The following is a 21,392-nucleotide window of genomic DNA, read 5'->3' on the forward strand; positions in this document are numbered from 1 at the left end:
TAAAGTAAAAACCATCTTTTAGGAAGATTTCGTAAAAAAGTCTCCGAAACGGTTTGATTTTCGCTATAATAGACGGGTATGCAAGTGATGAATGTGAGATAGATGGAGGCTATAACGTGATCCAATTTGTAAAACAGTTGACGAATGATCAAAGCCGGCGCTTAAAAGGATATGAACGACGCGTCGCACGCATCAACGACTTAGAAACGACAATCCAAGCCCTCTCGGATGACGAGATGAAGACTTATACGAATACATTGAAGCAACGAATCGAAGATGGGGCGAAAGTCGACGACATCGCCGAAGAAGGGTTCGCCCTCGTCCGTGAGGCAGCCGTGCGCGTGCTCGGTATGCGTCATTACGACGTCCAGCTCATCGGCGGCTTCGCTCTCCTTGAAGGAAACATCTCGGAGATGCCGACTGGGGAAGGGAAGACGCTCGTCGCCGCACTCCCAAGTTACGTCAAGGCGCTTGAAGGGAAAGGCGTCCACGTCATCACCGTGAACGAATATCTCGCGACGCGTGACGCAAACCAAATCGGACAAATCCATGATTTCCTCGGACTCACGGTCGGCTTGAACGTCCCGGAAATGGAGCCGGACGCGAAGCGTGAGGCGTATCAGGCCGACATCACGTACGGTGTCGGGACCGAGTTCGGGTTTGACTATTTGCGTGACCACTTGGTCGGGGCACCGGAAGAACGCGTCCAGCGTCCGTTCCATTTCGCTATCATCGATGAAGTCGACAGCATCTTGATCGACGAGGCGAAGACGCCGCTCATCATCGCGCAAAAAGACCGCTCGCACATCCGCTTGAAGGCGCTCGCCCAGCGCGTCGTCACAGCATTCGAGGAAGCCGACTACGAGGTCGACCTCGAGTCGAAATCGACGGCGTTCACGGAGTCGGGTATCTTGAAGATTGAAGACATGTTCGCTATCGACAACTTGTTCAGTGCCGAGCATCAAGTGTTGTACCATTACCTCGTCCAGGCGCTCCGGGCGAACGTCTTGTTCGAGCTCGACGTCGACTATATCGTCAAAGAAGACAAGATCGAGCTAATCGACTTGTTCACGGGACGCATCATGGAAGGCCGCAGTCTATCAGAAGGGCTCCATCAGGCGCTCGAGGCGAAAGAAGGCGTCACGATCACCGAGGAGAACAAGACGACGGCAGAAATCACGATTCAGCACTATTTCCGGATGTACCCGCTCATCGGCGGGATGACGGGGACGGCGCAGACGTCACGCCAAGAGTTCTTGAAGACGTACAACATGGACGTCGTCCAAGTGCCGACGAACCGACCGCGCCTCCGCAAAGACCATCCGGACCGCATCTTCATGACGATCGAGCAGAAGTATGCGGCCGTGACGGAGAAAGTCGTCGAGCTCCATGCGACGGGACGCCCGGTGTTGATCGGGACGACGTCAATCGCCCAATCGGAAGCGATCAGCAAGCATCTGTCGAAGAAACGCATCAAACACGAGGTATTGAACGCGAAGACGGTCACACAAGAAGCGGACATCATCGCCGAAGCCGGGCAGTACGGCAAAGTGACGATCGCGACGAACATGGCCGGACGCGGGACGGACATCATGCTCGACGCGAAATCGAAAGAGGCGGGCGGTCTGTTCGTCGTCGGGACGGAGCGGCATGAGTCGCAACGGGTCGATAACCAGCTCCGCGGTCGTTCGGGCCGACAAGGCGACCCAGGTGCAACCCAGTTCTTCGTCTCGCTCGAAGATGAGATTGTGAAGCGCTATGCGGCGCAAAAAGTAGAGCGGATTGAGAAGAAATTGAAGCCGGACGCCTCAGGCGAAGTGTTCGCGAAAGAAGCGACGGACGTGATCGAATACGCCCAAACGACGATTGAAGGCGTCGGCGTATCGATTCGCGACTACTTGTTCAAGCTCGACGACGTCTTGAACGAACAGCGCAACATCGTCTATACGATTCGCGACCAAGCTGTCAACGCCGATGCGGACGCAATCAAGAAGAACGTCCTCGGGATGATGCGCCTCGCCATCGAGAACAGCATCGACATGCACGTGACGGACGAGCTCGTCCCGGAAGAATGGCCGATTGACGAGTTGAAGGCGGACCTCCATTACTTGACGATGCGCGAACCGGTCTGGTCGGACGCGGTCGCCGATACGTTCGAATTAAAAGCTGAGCTCAAAGGTTTCGCGGATGACATCATCGCGACGGCAGAGACGCGCCTCGAAGGAGACGAAGTCGTCCACTTCGTCAAAGAGTCGCTCCTCCGTGCCCTCGATATGAAATGGACGGATCACTTGACGATGATGAGCGGCTTGAAAGAAGGGATTGGTCTTCGTAGCTACGCGCAGGAAGACCCGGGCCGTCAATTCGGTAAAGAAGGTCTCGAGATTTTCGAACAGACGTATGTGAACATCGCGCGCGACGTGACGATGGAAGTATGCCAGCTCGACCGCTACTTCGCGGCGCCGGTAGAGGAGGAAGCGTGATGTTAGGATTTCGTAAACGTAAACAGATTGAGACGAACAAAGCCGAAGGGGAGCGCCAGCTGACGCTCGTGTTCGATGACGAGATGGGGATTCCGAAAGAGGACGAGTACGTGTTCCGCTATCATGCGAAGCGTCTGCCGAACCTGCTTGAGAACCAACTGTCAATCGAGCTGTTGAACGCCGAGCTGTTGTCGGAAGGGTTGTCGATCGTCGCCTTGTTCCGCAACACGCTCCCGGGCTCGTTCGAGATTGACGAGTTGCCGGTATTGCTCCTCGATGCGAACAATGTGCCACTTGGCCGGAAGGTGCTCAGCCGCGTCGACTTGCCGAACTTCGAGCCGTGGACGAGTAAGCCCGTCTACCTCGACTTCTTCGCCGACGAGTTGTTCGGCGACTTTGAACTGAACGATTCGATGCGTCTCGTCTTCCAGATGAACCCGATTGACCCGCTCCAGACGGTGTCGGATGTAGAACGGGCTTCGTTCTCGTCAGTTGCATGGGAGCTGCTCGCCCGGACGAACGTGTCGACACCGCCGGTCGGGGAGAACGAGTTCAACATGATGCTCGTCCATATCGAGACAGACGCGACGGACGTGACAGCGACGCTGTTGCTCCGTAACGGCTATGCCCAAGATCTAAACGTCGAACAGTTGCCGCTCGAACTGATGAGCGGGGACGAAGCGGTCGCTTTGACGGTCGTCCGCCTCACAGAAGCGGTACGTGGGAAACACGCTTACCCGGTGCAGGCGACGTTTGAAGGAATTGAAGCAACCGGGCCGTTCACGGTCAGAATCAAGCAATGACAAAAGCTCAACTTCTCCGCTTGGAGTGGTTGAGCTTTTTCTTGTATCTATTCAGACGGGCTATAGATACGGTCCGTATCCGTGTCTAAGACGAAATCGATGCTCACCTCGTCTGAACCCAGAATCCGATCAAAGTGATGGAGCCGACAAAACATGTCCGGAAAGTCTTGTATATCCGTCACCTCTTCTTTCGTTTGTCGATACATTTCCCTTATTCTCTGTTTGGAGCACTTCTTTCCGCTCAAATACACGCTCCCCCGATAGCTATCGATTTCAATAATCAACGATCCCACTCCTCGCGAATGATGTACTTTCATCCTAGTCAAAATATCCGTCAATTTTTACAAAAAATAATGGTGACGTTTACAAACGGGTGGTATAGTGAAAGAGGTTAGGCCATTTTTTGTAAAAAGGGGAAATGAACATGAAAACAGCCTTAAAATGGACGATTGCAACGGCACTCGTATTGCCGGCGACGTTACCGCTGCACGCACCGAACGTCCTTGCGTCAGAGGACGTCGTGAAGCTCCGCTTCCTAGAGACGACGGACCTACATACGAACATCACGAACTACGACTATTTCCAAGACAAAGTCGATAACACGATCGGCTTGACGAAAGTCGCGACGCTCATTAAACAGCATCGTGCGGAAGCCGGGGCAGACAACACGTTCCTCTTCGACAACGGGGATACGATTCAAGGGACACCGTTCGGGGATTACGTCCGGGAAGTACATCAAGGGAACCCGGGCACGTTCGAACACCCGATGTATAAAGCGATGGCGGCACTCGACTTTGACGCGGTCACACTCGGGAACCATGAGTTCAACTTTGGCCTCGAATTTTTATACGACGCGATGGAAGGATCGAAAGGGAAGCTTCGTTTCGTCAACTCGAACGTCAAAGATTTAGAGGGGAATCCAATCGTGTCGAAGTTCAACGTTGACGGACAAGAGGTCCAAATCATCGAGCGGACGGTCACGGATACGGACGGGGAGACCCATACGATTAAAGTCGGGGTGTTCGGCGTCGTGCCACCGAAAATCATGTCGTGGGACTCGGGGAACCTTCAAGGCCGCGTGACAGCAGAGAACATCATCCCGTCGGCGCGTGAAGCCGTCAGTAAATTGAAAGCACAAGGCGCGGACGTCGTCGTCGCTCTCGCGCATTCAGGAATCGGGGAAAGCGCCGCCCTCGCTGACGAGCAGCGTGACGACGAAGAGAACGTCGGCTACGCCCTCACGAAAATCGATGGGCTCGACATGGTCATGACCGGTCACCAGCATGGACGCTTCCCGGATGCGAACGGCATGTTCGCTTCGTTCCCGAACGTCGATATGGCAAAAGGGACAATCAACGGCAAGCCGGTCGTCATGGCGAACAACCAAGGGAAAGATTTAGGCGTCATCGACTTCGAACTCGAGCAAGTGGACGGAGAATGGCGTGTCCTCGATGCGACGGCTAAACTCGACACGATTACGGCGAACACGCCGGTCGATGCCGAAATTCAAGCAATCATCGAAGACGATCACCGGGCGACGATCGAGTACATCAACCGTCCGGTCGGTGAGATTCAAGACGACATTCAAAGCTATTTCGCACTCGTCCGTGACGATTCATCGGTCCAATTCGTGACGAACGCGCAAACCTGGTTCGTCGAGAAAGAACTCGAGACGAATCCGGACCTCGCCCCGTATAAAGGGTTGCCACTTCTCTCAGCCGGTGCACCGTTCAAGGCGGGCGGGCGTGAGTTGACAGATGCAGGCTATTACACGAACATTCCGAAAGGTCAAATTGCGCTCAAGAACGTGGCGGACTTGTATGTCTATCCGAACACGCTCGAAGTCGTCAAAGTGACCGGGCAAGACGTCATGGACTGGCTCGAGATGTCAGCCGGGGCGTATAAAGAAGTGAAGGCGGACGGGGAACCGCTCTTGAACCTCGCGTTCCGTAGCTACAACTTCGACATCTTGGACGGGTTGACGTATGAGATTGACGTGACGGGCCCAGCGAAATTCGATGTCGGCGGGAAACTCGTCAATGCTTCGGCGAACCGCGTGAAGAACGTCGAATATAACGGCAAGCCGATTACGATGGACCAAGAGTTCTTGGTTGCGACGAACAACTATCGTGCTGGTTCATCTTCGTTCCCAGGTCTCAACGGTGGCAACAGCATCGTTTACCGCTCAGCATACGAGACGCGAAACGTCATCTCGGATTACATCATCGCAAGCCGTGGCGCCGTTGATTACAAAGCCGATGACAACTGGAAAGTCGTCGCCGATGCGAAGCGTCTCGCAACGTTCGAGACGGCAGACGCTGGTAAGCCATACGTGGACTTGTATGAAGGGATCGAAGCGACCGACGCGACACGCGTTGATGCGGCCGGACGTCTCTTCCGTTCGTACACGATCGCACTCGATCCGGTAACAGAAGCCGAGCAAGTTGAACTCGTCCTCTCGGTCGACACGATCAAGCCAGGTGCGAAAGCCGTGACGGGTGTCACGACAGCGAACGCAAACGTCACGTTGAAAGACGGGCAAAACGTGCTCGCGACAACGAAAGCGAAAGCAGATGGCTCGTACGTCTTAGCCGTGAAGCCGCTCAAGCTTCGTCAAACGGTGACGGTCGTCGCAGAGCTCAATGGTCAAACAAAAGAAGAAACGAAAGTCGTCGGCGCCGGCCATGTCGGTGTACCGGCCCTTCGTTAAGCATGAACCGAACCCTCCTTTTTGGAGGGTTTTTAAATTGTGTCAAAAAAGTGAATGAAACCCCTTACAAAAAGATGGAAAGTACTATATAATCAACAATGTAATCGGTTACATAGGACATGTGAACCATTGGGCCAGCGGGGATTGGCTACATACGCAACAAAGGGGACAGTACACATGGTTACATTTTTTATCGCCATCGCGATTTTACTCGTCGGGTATCGCATTTACGGCCGTTACGTCGAGAAGACGTTCGGCATCAAGGAAGAACGGACGACGCCCGCCTATGCGTCACAGGACGGCATCGACTACGTGCCGATGGGCAAGAAGCGGAACTCGATGATCCAGCTCTTGAACATCGCCGGTGTCGGTCCAATCTTCGGACCGATCATGGGGGCGCTCTATGGCCCGGTCGCGTTCCTTTGGATCGTCTTCGGATCAATCTTCGCCGGGGCCGTGCACGACTATTTGACAGGGATGATCTCGCTTCGTAACAACGGGGCGCACTTGCCGCAGCTCGCCGAGAAGTTCCTCGGCCGCTCGCTCCGTCATATCGTCAACGGGTTCGCCTTACTCTTACTTCTCTTGGTCGGGACGGTGTTTGTCACGTCACCGAGTAACATGATCAACAATTTGTTCGGTGGGGACGCGTCGACGCTCATTTTCGTCATTTTTGCCATCTTTGCATACTACATTTTGGCGACGCTCCTCCCGGTCGATAAAATCATCGGCCGCATCTATCCGTTCTTCGGTGCGCTCCTTTTGATTAGCGCGGTCGGGATCGGGGTCAGTTTGTTCGTCCAAGGATACAAGATTCCAGAAATGACGCTCACGAACATGCATCCGGACGGTCTTCCGATTTGGCCGCTCCTCTTCTTCACCATCTCATGTGGGGCGCTCTCTGGCTTCCATGCGACCCAGTCGCCAATCATTTCACGGACGACGATGAAAGAAAGCAACGGGCGCTCGATCTTCTACGGCATGATGATCGTCGAAGCGGTCATCGCAATGGTATGGGCCGGTGCGGCCATGGCCATCTTCGAGCCGGGGGAGCTTCTCGGAATGATTCAAGCGGGCACACCAGCGCTCGTCGTGCAAGAAGTGGCGACGCTCATGCTCGGTAGCATCGGCGGCACGCTCGCGATTCTCGGTGTCATCGTCTTACCAATCACATCAGGCGACACGGCGTTCCGTAGCGCTCGAATGATTATCGCCGACTATTTGAAAGTCGCGCAGAAGAAGTTCTCGTCACGCCTTTGGATCGCGCTTCCGCTCTTCGCCATCTCGTACGTCTTGACGAACATGGACTTCCAAATGCTCTGGCAGTACTTCAACTGGGCAAACCAGACGACGGCCGTCATCGCGCTCTTCGTCGGGTCGATGTATTTGTACATTAAAGGGCGCAACCACTACATCGCGCTCATCCCGGGGACGTTCATGTTGTATGCGGTTTGGTTCTATATCCTAACGGCGCCAATCGGCTTCAAGATGGATGGGGTCATCCCGTACGTCATTTCGACAATCGGGACAATCACACTGCTCGTCTTGTTCCATCTACGCGCCAAAGCGATGCGGGCACAGAACATGGAATGTGACGTTCCGGTGAAAGAAGTCGCATAATGAATCGACATGGGTCCTCGTGACCCATGTTTTTGTTTGCAACGATATCGGGAAATGACCATACTAGAGGAATACGGAAAGGTGGGAGCTGAATGGAACAAGAAAAAGTAAAAGAGATGCTCCATGCCGATACGCTCGGGGAAGAGATTGCAAGTGCCATCACCCACGGGCTTGGGGTCATCTTCAGTATCGTCGCGCTCGTCTTACTCGTCATGAGTGCGACGGAGAGCGGGAGCACATGGAACGTCACCGCCGTCAGTGTCTTCGGCGCATCCATGATTTTACTCTACCTGTTCTCGACCCTCATGCATGCGATTCCGCATCCACGGGCGAAGCGGGTGCTCCAAGTGTTCGACCATGCGGGAATTTACTTGCTGATCGCCGGGAGCTACACGCCGTTCGCGCTCGTGTCGCTTCGAGGGACGCTCGGCTGGACGTTATTCGGGATCGTTTGGGGCGTGGCCATTCTCGGGATCGTCTGGAAACTGTTCTCGACGGGGAAATACATGTGGGTGTCGAACGTGACGTATCTCGCGCTCGGCTGGATTTGCATCATCGCCATCCGTCCGCTATATGAGTCGCTCGGCCATACGGGATTCATGTTGCTCCTCGCCGGCGGGATTGCCTATTCGGTCGGAATTGTCTTTTACGTCTGGCAGAAGTTACCGTTTAACCATGCGATTTGGCACTTGTTCGTCCTCGCCGGGAGCGTGTTCATTTTCCTCAGTATATTGCTCTATGTCGCACCGACGACACATCTATGAAGGAGACGTCCAAAAGGGCGTCTTTTTTTGAAAAGTTAGGCAATAAACTGCTGCAAACGGTTACAAAAATACAGACGAATGGACGTTTGTATGTCATAATAATTTCAGACATCGTCATAGAGATAGATGGGTGTAAACGTAAGGGGGAAAAGCAGATGGAAAAAGTGTTGCGCGATGGATTTATTTACATGTCACAAAACAAAACACTCAATAGTTTGGCTAAAAAATACGGACTTCGGTTCGGGGCTTCGCGCTTTGTGGCGGGGGAAGATTTCAAGACGTCGGTGCCGACGATTCGGGAATTGAACGCGAAAGGTTTATCGGTCACAGTCGACCATTTAGGGGAGTTCATCACGACAGTCGAAGAAGCGACAGAAAACCGGGATGAGATCATTCGGGCGATCGAGATTATGGCAGAAGAGAAACTCGATGCCTACATGTCGCTTAAATTGACGTCACTCGGGTTTGATATTTCAGACGAGTTGATTGAAGACAACATGCGTCAAATCTTGACGGCGGCGAAAGCCGTCGGTGTGTTCGTCGCCATCGATATGGAAGATGAGCCGCGTTGCGAGAAGACGCTCGACTTGTTCAAGCGCCTGAAGGCAGACTTTGACGGACTCGGGACGGTCATCCAGTCGTACTTGTACCGCTCGGAAGATGACATCAACCATCTCGCACCGCTCAACCCGAACCTTCGTATCGTCAAAGGGGCATACAAAGAGCCAGCGACGGTCGCCTTCCCAGAAAAAGAAGACGTCGACCACAACTACGTGAAGCTCGTCAAACTTCATCTTGCGAACGGAAACTACGCCTCCATCGCAACTCATGACGACCACATGATCGATGCCATCATCGAGCATGTGAAAGCGAACGATATCCCGCTCGACCAGTTCGAGTTCCAAATGCTGTACGGAATCCGCGTCGAGCGTCAACTCGAGCTCGTCCGCCAAGGATACAAAGTCCGGGTCTACGTGCCATACGGCCGTGACTGGTATGGCTACTTCATGCGCCGCTTGGCTGAACGTCCGGCGAACGTGGCGTTCGTGTTAAAAGGAATGGTGAAGAAATAAAGAAAGCCAATGTATTCTACCTGATACCGTGAAACAAATGGACATCAGCGTGAAGGCTTTAGACACAAAAAATGGTTTGGTTCTTTTAAAATAGAACCAAACCATTTTTTTTATTAATAGTTGCTTGAAGTATCTTAAGACAAGAACGATTGTGTTATTGTAATTTATTCATTTATTTTAGTTCCGAATTTTCTTCAAATGATTTGATTAGAAGTTCTAGCGAACAAGAAAAATGATTTAAAATAAAACACGACTAGGAGGATAAATAATGGACTTTGAAAATATGATAAACCAAATCTATGATGTGACTCCAAAAGGATTTCAAGAACCTATCAAAATGACGGTAGGCATTGGTGCGGATTTTTTGCCTGTTTTCGGAAAGATATATCATGCGTATCAACATCAAAAAATAAACAGAGCGCTAAGAGAATTGGATCATCAGATTCAAAATATTAAAGTAAAGCTTGATGCCAGTGATGAATCGATGATCTTCAAAGAAGAGATATTCCCTATCATTATCAAAAAAATGTTAGATGAACCTCAAGAAGAAAAAATTAAAATAATAATTGATGGGTTTGAGCATATTGTCGACAGGAATATTTCTGAGCAAGAAATAATCTTTCACTATTATGATGTTCTTGAGGAACTTCGCATGGCAGATATTATTTTTATGTGTACAAACTATTTTGTAAAAAAAGATATAAGTTCAAAAGAAAAAGGAGCTCATTTAGCATCCGAATCAGAGGAAGAATTAGCACGAAAACATATTGAAAGATATATGGCGAATAAACTTGTGCGTTTAGGGTTGTTGATTGAAAAAGCGGATAAGGAACAGATGACGTATAATGTTTTAAAAGAATTGACTAGAAATAGGGCTGGATATGAATATGCAGCCAAATTTACCATCAATCAATATGAGTTAACACCATTTGGATTTAGTTTTATTGATTTTTTTAAACTAGATATATAATAAGACAGTGGGAGGATGAGATATTTAATGACAAATATCGAGGTTATATTGGAAATAAGTAAAGTCCTTTCTCCAATTATAACGGTTGGATTAGCGGCGTTTTTAGCTGCAAGATATTACTTTAAAAACAAACAAGTTGATTATTCCATGAAGCTTTCTGAAAAAGCTATCGAAGAAGTTTATAACCCTATCATAGTTAAGATAGAAAAAGATGCTATCAATGATGGATTTAGTTATGAAGGATTATCCGCAAATGATTTAGTAGATATTGACGAAATTTTTTCTAAGAATCGACATTTAGTTGAAGAAAGTTTGTTAAATATTCTTTGGAAGTACCAAGAAGATGTTCATTTTGAACTTTCTACTTTGTATAGTAACGAGGAGTCTCAGATAACTTTTAAAGACAAATTTTTGGACTCTAATCATGAGTTTTTGAATGAGTTAAAAAAAGTTAGAAATTTTCATTTGAAGCGAATTGGTTTTTACTTTAAATAAATTAAAACCAAGTGGTAACTACTTTGTTAAAAATGCGTCCGTCGGCGCCCTGACTCATGCAGGAAAGCAATCCGAAGAAGACCCCGCAGTGTCGGGAGCGGCGCGAGGAGGCTTCGGAGTTGCCTGCTGAAAGCATGGGCGCCGAAATGACGCACCGCAAAAAAAGAAGACTCAGCTACAAACTGAGTCTTCTGCAAATCATCCGTTCACAACAGTCCCGCCATTGACGTGGATGACTTGTCCACTGACGTACGTCGAGTCGTCACTTGCGAGATACACATACGCCGGAGCGAGTTCCGCCGGTTGACCTGGACGTTTCATCTCGGCCGAGTCACCGAACGAGGCGACTTTGTCCGCCGGGAACGTCGCCGGGATGAGCGGTGTCCAAATCGGGCCTGGCGCGACCCCGTTGACACGGATTTTCTTCTCGGCGAGGTTACTCGCGAGTGCGCGTGTGAACGATGTGATCGCCCCTTTTGTCGACGAGTAGTCGATCAATTGGTCGTTCCCTTGATACGCTGTGATCGACGTCGTGTTGATGATACTCGCGCCTTCGTTCAAGTATGGGAGGGCGGCTTTCGTCAAATAGAACATGCTGAAGATGTTCGTTCGGAACGTCTTCTCGAGCTGGTCATCCGAAATATCGAGGAGCGACTCCTGCGGATGTTGCTCAGCTGCGTTATTGACGAGGATGTCCAAATGACCGAACGTCTCGAGCGCCTGTTTGACGACGTCTTGGCAAAACGCCGAGTCGCCGACGTCCCCTTGAAGCAAGAGACACGCTTGACCGAGTTCTTCGATCCGTTCTTTCGTCGCCTCGGCGTCCTCGAGCTCGTTTTGGTCTTTATAGACGATGACCGAGTTCGCACCTTCGTGGGCAAAGAAGATGGCGACGGATTTTCCAATCCCGGAGTCACCGCCCGTGATGATGGCGACTTTGTCTTTCAGCTTGTCGCTTCCTTTGTATCCTTCACGCTCATAGATGGGGAACGGCTCCATCTTCGAGTCGATTCCCGGCTGATGGGATTGCTCCTGGCCGTCCTTCTTGAACGATTCAAAATCTTTTCGACTTCCGACTGTGTTTAAGCGATTCTCACTCATGTATACATTCCCCTTTCTAAATTTGGCTCTTTGTGTCTATACCACTCATCTAAAAAACTAATCGTCATTTCGGGAAATGGAATGAATTTGAAAAATGCAGGCTTGCGAATGAATGTTCATTCATTTATGATAGAAGAGTAAACACGATGGTGATTGCGGTTTTTTTTACGCTTGAAATGAATCACTATTCATTCTCATTGAGGGGGGAACAATATGACGAGTCACATCGAACAATCAGCCGACCTCCGTTTGACGAGCAACATCCGTTTCGCGGTCGTCATCGGTTCAGGAGTAATGGGGGCGGGGATTGCGGCTCACTTGGCGAACGCGGGGATTCGTTCGCTCATGCTCGACATCGTACCACGAGAATTGACGGCGAAAGAGGAAGCGAAAGGACTGACGCTTGAATCACCAGAAGTACGGAACCGTATCGCCTCTGACAACCGTCAGAAGCTATTGAAACAAAATCCGGCGCCACTCGCGACACCGGAGCACGTAAGCTTCATCGATGTCGGGAACTTAGAGGATGATCTCGAACGCTTGAAGGAAGCTGACTGGGTCATCGAAGTCGTCGTCGAGCGGCTCGATGTGAAGCAGCAACTATTCGAAAAGATCGCACCTTACATCCGTGAAGACGCGATCCTCAGCTCGAACACGTCCGGTATTTCAATCGAGGCGATGGCGAGCGTGTTGCCGGAAGGTTTGAAGACACGTTTTCTTGGGACGCACTTCTTCAACCCGCCACGCTACTTGAAACTGCTTGAATTGATTCCGACGGAAAAGACAGGGCGTCCGGTCATCGACTTCATGGCCCGTTTCGCTGAAGACCGTCTCGGGAAAGGCGTCGTCGAAGCGAAAGACACGCCAAACTTCATCGGGAACCGTATCGGTACGTACGGTCTCCTCGTCACGTTCGAAGAGATGCTCAAGCAGAACGCTTCAATCGGTGAGATGGATTCAATCACCGGACCGCTCATCGGCCGACCGAAATCAGCAACGTTCCGCACGCTCGACGTCGTCGGAATTGACACGTTCGTCCACGTCGCCGGAAACGTTTATGAGACGCTCGAGTCGGGCGAAGAGAAGGACACGTTTGACGTCCCGACGGAAATGAAGACGCTCGTCGAGAAGGGCTGGGTCGGACAGAAAGCCGGCCAAGGCTTCTATAAGAAAGACGGCAAAGTCATCCAAGAACTCAATCTCCAAACGTTTGAGTACGAACAATTGAAAGCGATTACAGGTCCAGAACTCGACCAAATCAAGTCGCTCCCGGGCTCGAAAGCGAAGTTGAAAGGCGCAATCTTGAACAAAGGACGCATCGGGCAACTTCTTTGGCCGGTGACGGCGAAGACACTCGTCTACTCGGCTCGCCTCACGGGGGAGATCAGCGATACGATCGTCGCGATTGACGATGCCATGAAATGGGGCTTCGGCTGGAAGTTCGGTCCGTTCGAGACGTGGGACGCGCTCGGCGTCGAGAAATCGGTCGCGCGCATGAAAGAGGAAGGTTATGACGTCCCGGCTTGGATCGATGAGATGCTCGCTGCCGGACACACTTCCTTCTATAAAGGGGACCAGTATTACGACAAAGCGTCTCAGACGTACGTTGAGAAGACCGTCAACCCGAAAGAAGTGAAGCTCGCACCGCTCGCCAAGTCGAACGGGGTCGTCCTCGAGAACGGTGGGGCACGCCTTATCGATATCGGCGACGATGTCGTCGCGCTCGAGTTCACGTCACCGAACAATGCGATCGGGGTCGACATCATGCAGATGATCGAACAGTCAATCGACCTCGTCGAGACCGACTTTAAAGGACTTGTCCTCGCTAATGACGGCAAGAATTTCTGTGTCGGGGCTAACCTCGCGATGATGCTCATGGAAGCGGAAGATGAGAACTGGTACGAGCTCGACTGGATCATCAATAAGTTCCAACAAGTCGTCCAAAAGATTCGCTACGCTGCTCGCCCGGTCGTCGTCGCGCCTTACGGCATGACGCTCGGAGGCGGGACGGAAATCAGCTTACCGGCCGCTCGCATGCAGACGGCGCTTGAGACATATATGGGCCTCGTCGAAGTCGGAGTCGGCCTCATCCCAGGCGGAGGCGGCAACGTTAATACGTATCGCCGCTTATTAGAGCAAACACCGAAGGCGCTGCAAAACATCGAGAAAGCGGCCCAACAAACGTTTGAGAACGTCGCGATGGCGAAAGTGTCGAAGTCGGCGTATGACGCGAAGACACTCGGGTATCATCGTCCGGTCGACGGCATCTCGATGAACCGTGACCACTTGACGTATGACGCAAAACAGACGGTGCTCGGCCTTTATGACGGCTACACGGCACCGGTGCGAGAGAAGTTACCGGTCGTCGGACAGACGGGGAAAGCGACGCTTGAACTGGCGGCGTTTGAGATGTTCTATGGCGGCTACATTTCTGAGCACGACTTGAAGATCGCGAAAAAACTCGCCCACGTCATTAGCGGCGGTGATTTGGCATACGGTACGATGGTCGACGAGCAGTACTTCCTCGACATCGAGCGCGAGGCGTTCTTAAGCCTCATCGGGGAGCCGAAGTCGCAACAACGGATGCAACATATGCTCGTTAAAGGCAAACCACTTCGGAACTGACAAAAGGGGGATTTCACAGATGAGGGAAGCAGTCATCGTGGCCGGCGCACGGACGCCGGTCGGAAAAGCAAAACGGGGGTCGTTCCGAAACGTCCGCTCGGATGAACTTGCAGGTTACGCGATTAAAGCGACGCTCGAGCGGTCCGGCTACAAAGGACCGATTGACGACGTCATCATGGGCTGCGCGATGCCGGAAGCCGAACAAGGGATGAACATCGCTCGTTACGCAGCCGTCCGCGGCGGTTTGTCTCACGAAGTACCGGCCATCACAATCAACCGCTACTGTTCGTCGGGCTTACAAGCAATCGCCGACGCGGCAGCGAAAATCATGATCGGCCAGGCGACGGCTGTCATCGCCGGGGGCATGGAGTCGATGAGTCTCGTGCCGATGGGCGGACATGTTATTCGACCGAACCCGAATATTATGGAGACGGCACCGGAGTACTACATGAGCATGGGGCACACGGCCGAACGAGTCGCGGCGGAATACAATATCTCGCGTGAAGACCAAGATTTGTTCGCCATCGACAGCCATCAAAAAGCAGCTGCCGCGATTGCGGGGGGTAAGTTCGAGGAAGAAATCGTCCCAGTGACGGTCATCGAACACGTCCTCGGTGAAGACGGGAAAGTCGCGGAACGTGAAGTCGTCGTCAAACATGATGAAGGCGTCCGTGCCGACTCGACTGTCGAAGCGCTCAGCAAGTTGCGCCCAGCTTTCAAAATCAAAGGCTCGGTGACGGCGGGGAACGCGTCCCAAGTATCAGACGGCGCAGCGGCCGTACTCGTCATGGAACGTGAAGAAGCGGAGCGGCAAGGATTGAAACCGATGGCGAAGTTCCTTTCGTTCGCGGTCGGCGGGGTTCGGCCGGAAGTGATGGGAATCGGTCCGGTCGTCGCCATCCCGAAAGCGCTCGAGATGGCGGGTGTGAAACTCGAAGAAGTCGGATTGTTCGAGTTGAACGAGGCGTTCGCGAGTCAATCGCTTGGCGTCATCCGCGAACTCGGTATCGACCCGTCGAAAGTGAACGTGAATGGGGGGGCAATTGCTCTCGGCCACCCACTCGGCTGTACGGGCGCGAAACTTTCGGTCTCGATCTTGCACGAGATGAAGCGACGTAACGAAAAGTATGGGGTTGTGACGATGTGCATCGGCGGCGGTATGGGTGCTGCTGGCGTCTTCGAATTACTATAAGGGGGAATGGACAATGGAACGGACAGAACACGAATTGATTAAAGGCGGTAGCTTCGTCATCGACGCACTCGACGCGGAGCGTCTCTTCACACCGGAAGACTTCTCGGACGAGCACAAGATGATTGGCGACACGACGGCGAGCTTCGTCGACGACCGTGTCATGCCGGTGCTTGGACGCATCGAGAAACATGAGTTCGATCTCTCGGTCGAGCTGTTGAAAGAAGCAGGTGAGCTCGGACTCCTCGGTGCGGACGTGCCAGAAGAGTACGGCGGCTATCAGCTCGATAAAATCTCGTCATCGATCATCACGGAACGGTTCGCAAAAGCGCGTTCGTTCGCCCTCAGCTATGGCGCACACGTCGGCATCGGAACTCTCCCGATCGTCTTCTTCGGGACAGAGGAGCAAAAGCATAAATACTTGCCGAAGCTCGCGACCGGGGAATGGATTGCCGCCTATGCGCTCACAGAGCCAGGCTCAGGGTCGGACGCGCTCGGTGCGAAAGCGACGGCCGTCTTGAACGAGGCTGGCACGCACTACGTGTTGAACGGCGAGAAGCAATGGATCACGAACGCCGGTTTTGCGAACGTATTCGTCGTCTACGCGAAAATCGACGGCGACAAGTTTAGTGCCTTCATCGTCGAGCGTGACTTCAACGGTGTCTCGACAGGGGCCGAAGAACAGAAGATGGGCATCAAAGGCTCATCGACACGGACGCTCATCCTAGAAGACGTTGAAGTTCCGGTCGATAACCTTCTCGGGGAAATCGGCAAAGGGCACGTCATCGCCTTCAACATCTTGAACGTCGGACGTTACAAACTCGCCGTCGGTGCAGTCGGTTCGTCAAAACGCGCGTTCGATCTTTCAGTCCAGTACGCGAACGAGCGCAAACAGTTCAAGACGCCAATCAGCCAGTTCCCGCTCATCCAAGAAAAACTCGCGACGATGGCGGCGAACATTTATGCGATGGAGAGCTCGGTCTACCGGACGGGCGGTTTGTTCCAGGACAGCCTCGACGCCCTCGGCGACGACAACATGCGAGACGGTTCGAAAGTCGCACAAGCGATCGCCGAATACGCAATCGAGTGTTCACTCAATAAAGTGTTCGCCTCGGAGACGTTCGACTACGTCGTCGACGAAGCGGTCCAAATCCACGGCGGTTACGGCTTCATGACAGAATATGAAGTCGAGAACTTGTACCGTGACTCGCGCATCAACCGCATCTTCGAAGGGACGAACGAGATTAACCGCTTGATCGTGCCGGCAACCCTTCTCAAAAAAGCGATGAAAGGTGATTTGCCGCTCCTCGCAGAAGCACAAAAGCTCCAAAAAGAGCTCATGAGCTACATGCCGCAAGAACTCGACGGCACGCCGCTCGCGCGTGAGAAGATGCTTCTATCGAACATGAAGAAAATCAACTTGATGATCGCAGGGACAGCCGTCCAAAAGTATCAACAAAACCTCCAAAACGAGCAAGAGATTCTCGCGAAGGTTGCCGATATCATCAGCGCCATCTACGCGCTCGAGGCAGCAATCGCCCGGACGGACAAAGCGATTGCCCGTACCGGCGCCGAGAAGAACCAGCAGAAAGTCCGCTATACGGAAATCTTCGCCGAGCAAGTGTTCAAACAAGTCGAACTCATGGCGAAAGAAGTGTTGTACGCGGCAGCGTCTGGCGACGAGCAGCGCATGCTTCTGTCCGCGATGAAGAAGTTCAGCCGTTATCAGCCAATCAACGTCATCGGCACGAAGCGGGAAGTCGCGGCGAACTTGATCAAAGCGAACAAGTTTATCGTCTAACAGTAGAGAAGGGTCGGCCGGACGCGGTCGACCCTTTCTTTTTCTTCATGACTCCCGGTACAATGAGTTCAGGAGGGATGTTCATGAGACGCGAAGACTTACTTGAACGGATGGACGCGATTGGCCGCTCGGTTGCAGCATGTGACGGGACGCTCCTCTTGCTCGCACTCGGCTCAATCGGCCTTGAGACGGACCGGCTCGACGACTATTCCGACCTCGACTTCTTTCTCATCGTCGAGGACGGACAGAAAGCCCGCTTCATCGATGAATTGGATTGGCTCGAAGTCGCACCGCTCGCTTACCAATTCCAGAATACGAAAGACGGGCATAAGGTCATGTATGCAGACGGCATCTACGGCGAATTCGCCGTCTTCGAGCTTCATGAGATGGCGTCCATCGCTTACACGCCAGGACGGATCATTTGGCAACGAGACGAGGCGCTTGAGACGTTCGCGACACCGAAAATCAGCATACAGCCAACGGCTGCCGCTTACTGTTATGAAGAGGCGCTGACGAATCTGTATGTCGGCCTGCTCCGTGAGCGGCGAGGGGAACGGCTCGCAGGATTTGAGCTCATTCAAGTCGCGGCCGTCACGAACGTGTTGAAGGCAAACGGGGAGGCGAGTGACCCGTTCAATCCGACTCGGCGCGTAGAAGTGCAACGGCCGGAGATGATTGTATTCCTCGAGCAAGCGGTCCTCGGATATGGGCGGTCCGTCGAAGCGGCGGAAGCGATTTTGGTATACATTGCAGAACGCCATCCGGTCAACGCGACGTTGAAGCAAGAAATCGAGCGCTTGCTTCGGGCGTGAAGTGTTTGAGACGAGTATGCTACATTAACAGAAGAGGTGATGAATCATGGTGACACTATACGGCTATCCACCGTGCAGTACATGTAAAAAAGCAGAGAAGTGGTTGAAAGAGAACGACGTGGCTTATACATACGTCCATATCGTCGAGGCGACGCCGTCGAAAGACGAGTTGGCCGAGCTGTGGAAACAGTCCGGACTCCCGCTTAAAAAGTTTTTCAATACGAGCGGACAAGTGTATCGCAACGAAGGCATTAAAGATCAGCTACCGAACTTATCAGAAGACGAACAACTCGAGCTCCTCGCAAGCAATGGTATGCTTTTGAAGCGTCCGATTGTAACGGATGGGGAAAAATCGACGGTCGGATTTTCGGAAAAGTCGTTTACAGACGTTTGGGGCTAAGTGCTATAATACACGTGTGAGTCTAATTTATTTGAGGGGGAAGTTAGGATGAGCAAAGTACCTGCCAATTTACGTTATTCAAAAGAACACGAATGGGTTGAAGTGAACGGAAGTGTGGCCCGCATCGGGATCACGGACTTCGCACAGAGCGAACTCGGGGACATCGTCTTTGTCGAACTTCCTGAAGTCGGGGGCACGATTCTAATCGATGAGCCGTTCGGTTCGGTCGAATCGGTCAAGACGGTATCGGAACTCTACGCACCGGTCTCTGGTAAAATCACAGCGGTGAACGAGTCGCTCGCGGATTCGCCAGAACTCGTGAACGAAGCACCGTTTGAAGGCGCTTGGATGATTGAAGTCGAATTGAACGACACGTCTGACGTGGAAAAACTCATGTCGAGCGAAGAATACGAAGCGATGATTCAAGGGTAATAGAAAGGCCGGTTTCTCTTTTGAGAAGCCGGCCCTTTTTTCATTCGAAGTCGAGACGATAATGTTCCGGACGGATGAGCGGCGTCCGGTTGAACAGCTTGAAGAAGAAAATACCGAGCGCAATCGGAATGAGACCGAACAAGACGATGACGAGCAAGACGTTGAAGAGCGCAAAACCGCCTGGCATCAGATGAAGCGCGTTGACTGGTCCGATCAGTCCCGAAACACCGAACCCGGCACTAATCGGGGTCCCTTCGATGCGGAGGATACCAGCGAGCGCACCGAGAATGGCCGCATTTGCGAGCACCGGTAGCATCATCACGGGGCGACGGATGAAGTTCGCCATCTGAATCTTTGGTGAACCGAGGAAGTGGGCGATCGACGTGCCGGTCGCATTCATCTGCCAGCCGGCAATCGCGAGACCGAAACCGGCTGCGACGACACCGAGATTGGCCGCCCCGGCCGCAACGCCGGATAAACTGATTGCCGTAGCGATCCCGACCGTCGAGATGGGAGAGACGATGATGAGCGAGAACGCCATCGCGATCAAGATGCCCATAACGACCGGTTGCAGTTCCGTCATCGTCATGATGATCGTCCCAATGTACGTCGTGATTTGGGAGATGTATGTAAGAAGAAACGAGCCAATACCACCGGCGACGACGATGACCGTCATCGGCAACACGAGCACGGTGTATGTCTTCAAGCGCGGTGACAGCTGCATGACGAGATACGTCGCAAGAGCCGCCGTCACACCGGCCGTGATGACATCGCCGATGCCCGCCATGAGGAATGCACCTTCCTCGATGCGGATGGCGCCGCTTCCGACGTGTGTCGCGATTCCGATCGTCCCGGCCTCGAGCGCCGTACGCCCGAACTGCATGGCGACCGCGACACCGATAATGACCGGGAGGAGACGCATCGCAATCGTCGTGGCGTCTAAGATGAATTGGAGCGACGGAAAATACGGTAAGATGGCTTTCGTCAATTCACCGAGCAATGCGCTCGGAATAAGGGCAATCAAAATGGCAAGGCTGAGTCCGTTCAATACGTTCATTAAGAACTGTTTTCCGGTAAGTCGTTCTTCCGTCATGTCTTCTTCACCTATCCTTCTCTTTTACTGTTATGTACAAAAGCGTTAAAGTTATTGACCATACTATGCTTCTTTTAAGCACACGTCAACCAGAAAAATGGGAGTATTCAGAATTTTTTCGAAACGAGCACAACTTTTGAATGTGGAGCGGATGCTTCTTATAATCGGTAGAGAGGTGAGAAACATGGTGACAGACGGATTGTTATATATATACGCCCCGATGTGTGGTACATGCGCCGTGGCGGAACGAATGCTTACGGTCGTGGAGGCGATTGACCCGAAACTTGAGATTGAAAAGCGGGATGCGAACTTTATTCCAAAAGAGCTGGAGACGTATCAAGTGATGAGTGTCCCGGCGCTCTTAAAGCTTGAAAATGGTCGAGTGATCGACCGGATGTATGCCTTTCATAACGTGCAACACGTCCTTTCCTTCGTCCAATGACGGAGGAAAATGAGAATAATCTGAAAATTTTAAATAATCAGTTGACACAGAAAGTTCACGAATGTTATATTCATTACAACATCTTACTTGAACACAAAAATAGGACGCGATTCACTCGCAATCAAGACGTTCAGACCTCGCCGAACCATTCGCTTACGCGATTTAATGTGGGCCTTCCCTTCGATTGTCCCCCAAAAAAATCAAGCGAAGGAACATAGACCGCGTAGCCGTTCGGTACATGTCAGGATTGGGTGATTGACGGATGATATCCCCCATATTAAGGATGAATGCTCTGATCGGGCAAAAGAGGTTCATCTATGGGTTGTCCTTCCTGTGACTCAAGGTGCTACGTTCTGTGTCGTCTTCGGACGGCACCTTTTTTTATTTTTTTTAAGAAAAATAGTTTGACATAAAAATAATGTGTCGCTATGATAAAGCTAATCGAAAATACAACACTCTTATCAAGAGAGGCTGAGGGACTGGCCCTATGACGCCCAGCAACCGCGGAGCAATCCGAAATGGTGCTAATTCCAGCAAGGTGTATACCTTGGAAGATGAGAGCAATCGTTGTCCGTACCG

18 protein-coding genes and 1 riboswitch are annotated in these 21,392 nt (G+C 52.1%); of the genes, 15 read left to right on the forward strand and 3 right to left on the reverse strand.

Annotated features, from left to right (window positions below; translation table 11 throughout):
- Positions 1-116 precede the first annotated feature (116 nt).
- Both secA2 and KNP92_RS03675 read left to right on the forward strand, forming a co-directional pair.
- The gene (gene secA2, locus KNP92_RS03670) at positions 117-2,483 is read left to right on the forward strand and encodes an accessory Sec system translocase SecA2 (RefSeq protein WP_214837305.1); all 2,367 of its coding nucleotides are present in this window, start codon (positions 117-119) and stop codon (positions 2,481-2,483) included.
- Complete coding sequence (locus tag KNP92_RS03675; protein WP_214837307.1) at positions 2,483-3,286, forward strand: SLAP domain-containing protein; 804 nt, start codon at positions 2,483-2,485, stop codon at positions 3,284-3,286. Before secA2 ends, KNP92_RS03675 begins: the two co-directional genes overlap by 1 nt.
- Before the next feature lie 47 nt (positions 3,287-3,333).
- On the opposite strand, the gene KNP92_RS03680 is transcribed toward KNP92_RS03675, so the two are convergent.
- Entirely contained in the window at positions 3,334-3,492 is a 159-nt protein-coding gene (locus KNP92_RS03680) for a hypothetical protein (RefSeq protein WP_214837310.1), read from the reverse strand.
- Positions 3,493-3,710: 218 nt separating this feature from the next.
- On the opposite strand from KNP92_RS03680, the gene KNP92_RS03685 reads away from it, so the two are divergent.
- From KNP92_RS03685 to KNP92_RS03710, 6 genes are all read left to right on the forward strand, one after another.
- The gene (locus tag KNP92_RS03685) at positions 3,711-5,996 is read left to right on the forward strand and encodes a bifunctional 2',3'-cyclic-nucleotide 2'-phosphodiesterase/3'-nucleotidase (RefSeq protein ID WP_251136384.1); all 2,286 of its coding nucleotides are present in this window, start codon (positions 3,711-3,713) and stop codon (positions 5,994-5,996) included.
- A gap of 177 nt (positions 5,997-6,173) precedes the next feature.
- Positions 6,174-7,616, forward strand: coding sequence for a carbon starvation CstA family protein (locus KNP92_RS03690; RefSeq protein ID WP_214837313.1), 1,443 nt, complete (start codon positions 6,174-6,176; stop codon positions 7,614-7,616).
- Between the two features lie 92 nt (positions 7,617-7,708).
- The gene (gene trhA, locus KNP92_RS03695; RefSeq protein ID WP_214837317.1) at positions 7,709-8,380 is read left to right on the forward strand and encodes a PAQR family membrane homeostasis protein TrhA; all 672 of its coding nucleotides are present in this window, start codon (positions 7,709-7,711) and stop codon (positions 8,378-8,380) included.
- A 155-nt stretch (positions 8,381-8,535) separates the two neighbouring features.
- Positions 8,536-9,453 carry a proline dehydrogenase family protein gene (locus tag KNP92_RS03700; RefSeq protein ID WP_214837319.1) on the forward strand — a complete coding sequence of 306 codons (918 nt, stop codon included), beginning with the start codon at positions 8,536-8,538 and terminating at the stop codon, positions 9,451-9,453.
- A gap of 268 nt (positions 9,454-9,721) precedes the next feature.
- Positions 9,722-10,423 carry a hypothetical protein gene (locus KNP92_RS03705; protein ID WP_214837321.1) on the forward strand — a complete coding sequence of 234 codons (702 nt, stop codon included), beginning with the start codon at positions 9,722-9,724 and terminating at the stop codon, positions 10,421-10,423.
- 27 nt (positions 10,424-10,450) lie between these two features.
- The gene (locus tag KNP92_RS03710; protein WP_214837324.1) at positions 10,451-10,918 is read left to right on the forward strand and encodes a hypothetical protein; all 468 of its coding nucleotides are present in this window, start codon (positions 10,451-10,453) and stop codon (positions 10,916-10,918) included.
- Between the two features lie 198 nt (positions 10,919-11,116).
- Here KNP92_RS03710 and KNP92_RS03715 read toward each other — a convergent pair whose 3' ends face one another.
- Positions 11,117-12,019 (reverse strand): SDR family oxidoreductase, encoded by a 903-nt coding sequence (locus KNP92_RS03715; RefSeq protein WP_214837327.1) that lies wholly within the window; start codon positions 12,017-12,019, stop codon positions 11,117-11,119.
- A 213-nt stretch (positions 12,020-12,232) separates the two neighbouring features.
- On the opposite strand from KNP92_RS03715, the gene KNP92_RS03720 reads away from it, so the two are divergent.
- The 6 genes from KNP92_RS03720 (at position 12,233) to gcvH (ending at position 19,278) form a co-directional block, all read left to right on the forward strand.
- Complete coding sequence (locus tag KNP92_RS03720) at positions 12,233-14,644, forward strand: 3-hydroxyacyl-CoA dehydrogenase/enoyl-CoA hydratase family protein (RefSeq protein ID WP_214837331.1); 2,412 nt, start codon at positions 12,233-12,235, stop codon at positions 14,642-14,644.
- A gap of 19 nt (positions 14,645-14,663) precedes the next feature.
- Entirely contained in the window at positions 14,664-15,836 is a 1,173-nt protein-coding gene (locus KNP92_RS03725; protein WP_214837334.1) for an acetyl-CoA C-acetyltransferase, read from the forward strand.
- Between the two features lie 13 nt (positions 15,837-15,849).
- Positions 15,850-17,634, forward strand: a complete 1,785-nt coding sequence (locus tag KNP92_RS03730) for an acyl-CoA dehydrogenase family protein (RefSeq protein WP_214837337.1) — start codon at positions 15,850-15,852, stop codon at positions 17,632-17,634.
- An 83-nt stretch (positions 17,635-17,717) separates the two neighbouring features.
- Complete coding sequence (locus tag KNP92_RS03735) at positions 17,718-18,446, forward strand: hypothetical protein (RefSeq protein WP_251136385.1); 729 nt, start codon at positions 17,718-17,720, stop codon at positions 18,444-18,446.
- 46 nt (positions 18,447-18,492) lie between these two features.
- Entirely contained in the window at positions 18,493-18,846 is a 354-nt protein-coding gene (locus tag KNP92_RS03740; RefSeq protein WP_214837354.1) for an arsenate reductase family protein, read from the forward strand.
- Positions 18,847-18,894: 48 nt separating this feature from the next.
- Positions 18,895-19,278 carry a glycine cleavage system protein GcvH gene (gene gcvH / locus KNP92_RS03745; RefSeq protein WP_214837357.1) on the forward strand — a complete coding sequence of 128 codons (384 nt, stop codon included), beginning with the start codon at positions 18,895-18,897 and terminating at the stop codon, positions 19,276-19,278.
- Between the two features lie 40 nt (positions 19,279-19,318).
- On the opposite strand, the gene KNP92_RS03750 is transcribed toward gcvH, so the two are convergent.
- Entirely contained in the window at positions 19,319-20,371 is a 1,053-nt protein-coding gene (locus tag KNP92_RS03750; RefSeq protein ID WP_214837360.1) for a PTS sugar transporter subunit IIC, read from the reverse strand.
- Positions 20,372-20,555: 184 nt separating this feature from the next.
- Between KNP92_RS03750 and KNP92_RS03755 the strand changes: the two genes are divergently transcribed.
- The gene (locus tag KNP92_RS03755) at positions 20,556-20,813 is read left to right on the forward strand and encodes a thioredoxin family protein (RefSeq protein WP_214837363.1); all 258 of its coding nucleotides are present in this window, start codon (positions 20,556-20,558) and stop codon (positions 20,811-20,813) included.
- Between the two features lie 455 nt (positions 20,814-21,268).
- Positions 21,269-21,374, forward strand: a riboswitch (SAM riboswitch).
- Positions 21,375-21,392 lie beyond the last annotated feature (18 nt).

Origin of the sequence: Exiguobacterium sp. s122, from assembly GCF_018618475.1 — a bacterium.
GTDB classification, from domain to species: domain Bacteria; phylum Bacillota; class Bacilli; order Exiguobacteriales; family Exiguobacteriaceae; genus Exiguobacterium; species Exiguobacterium himgiriensis.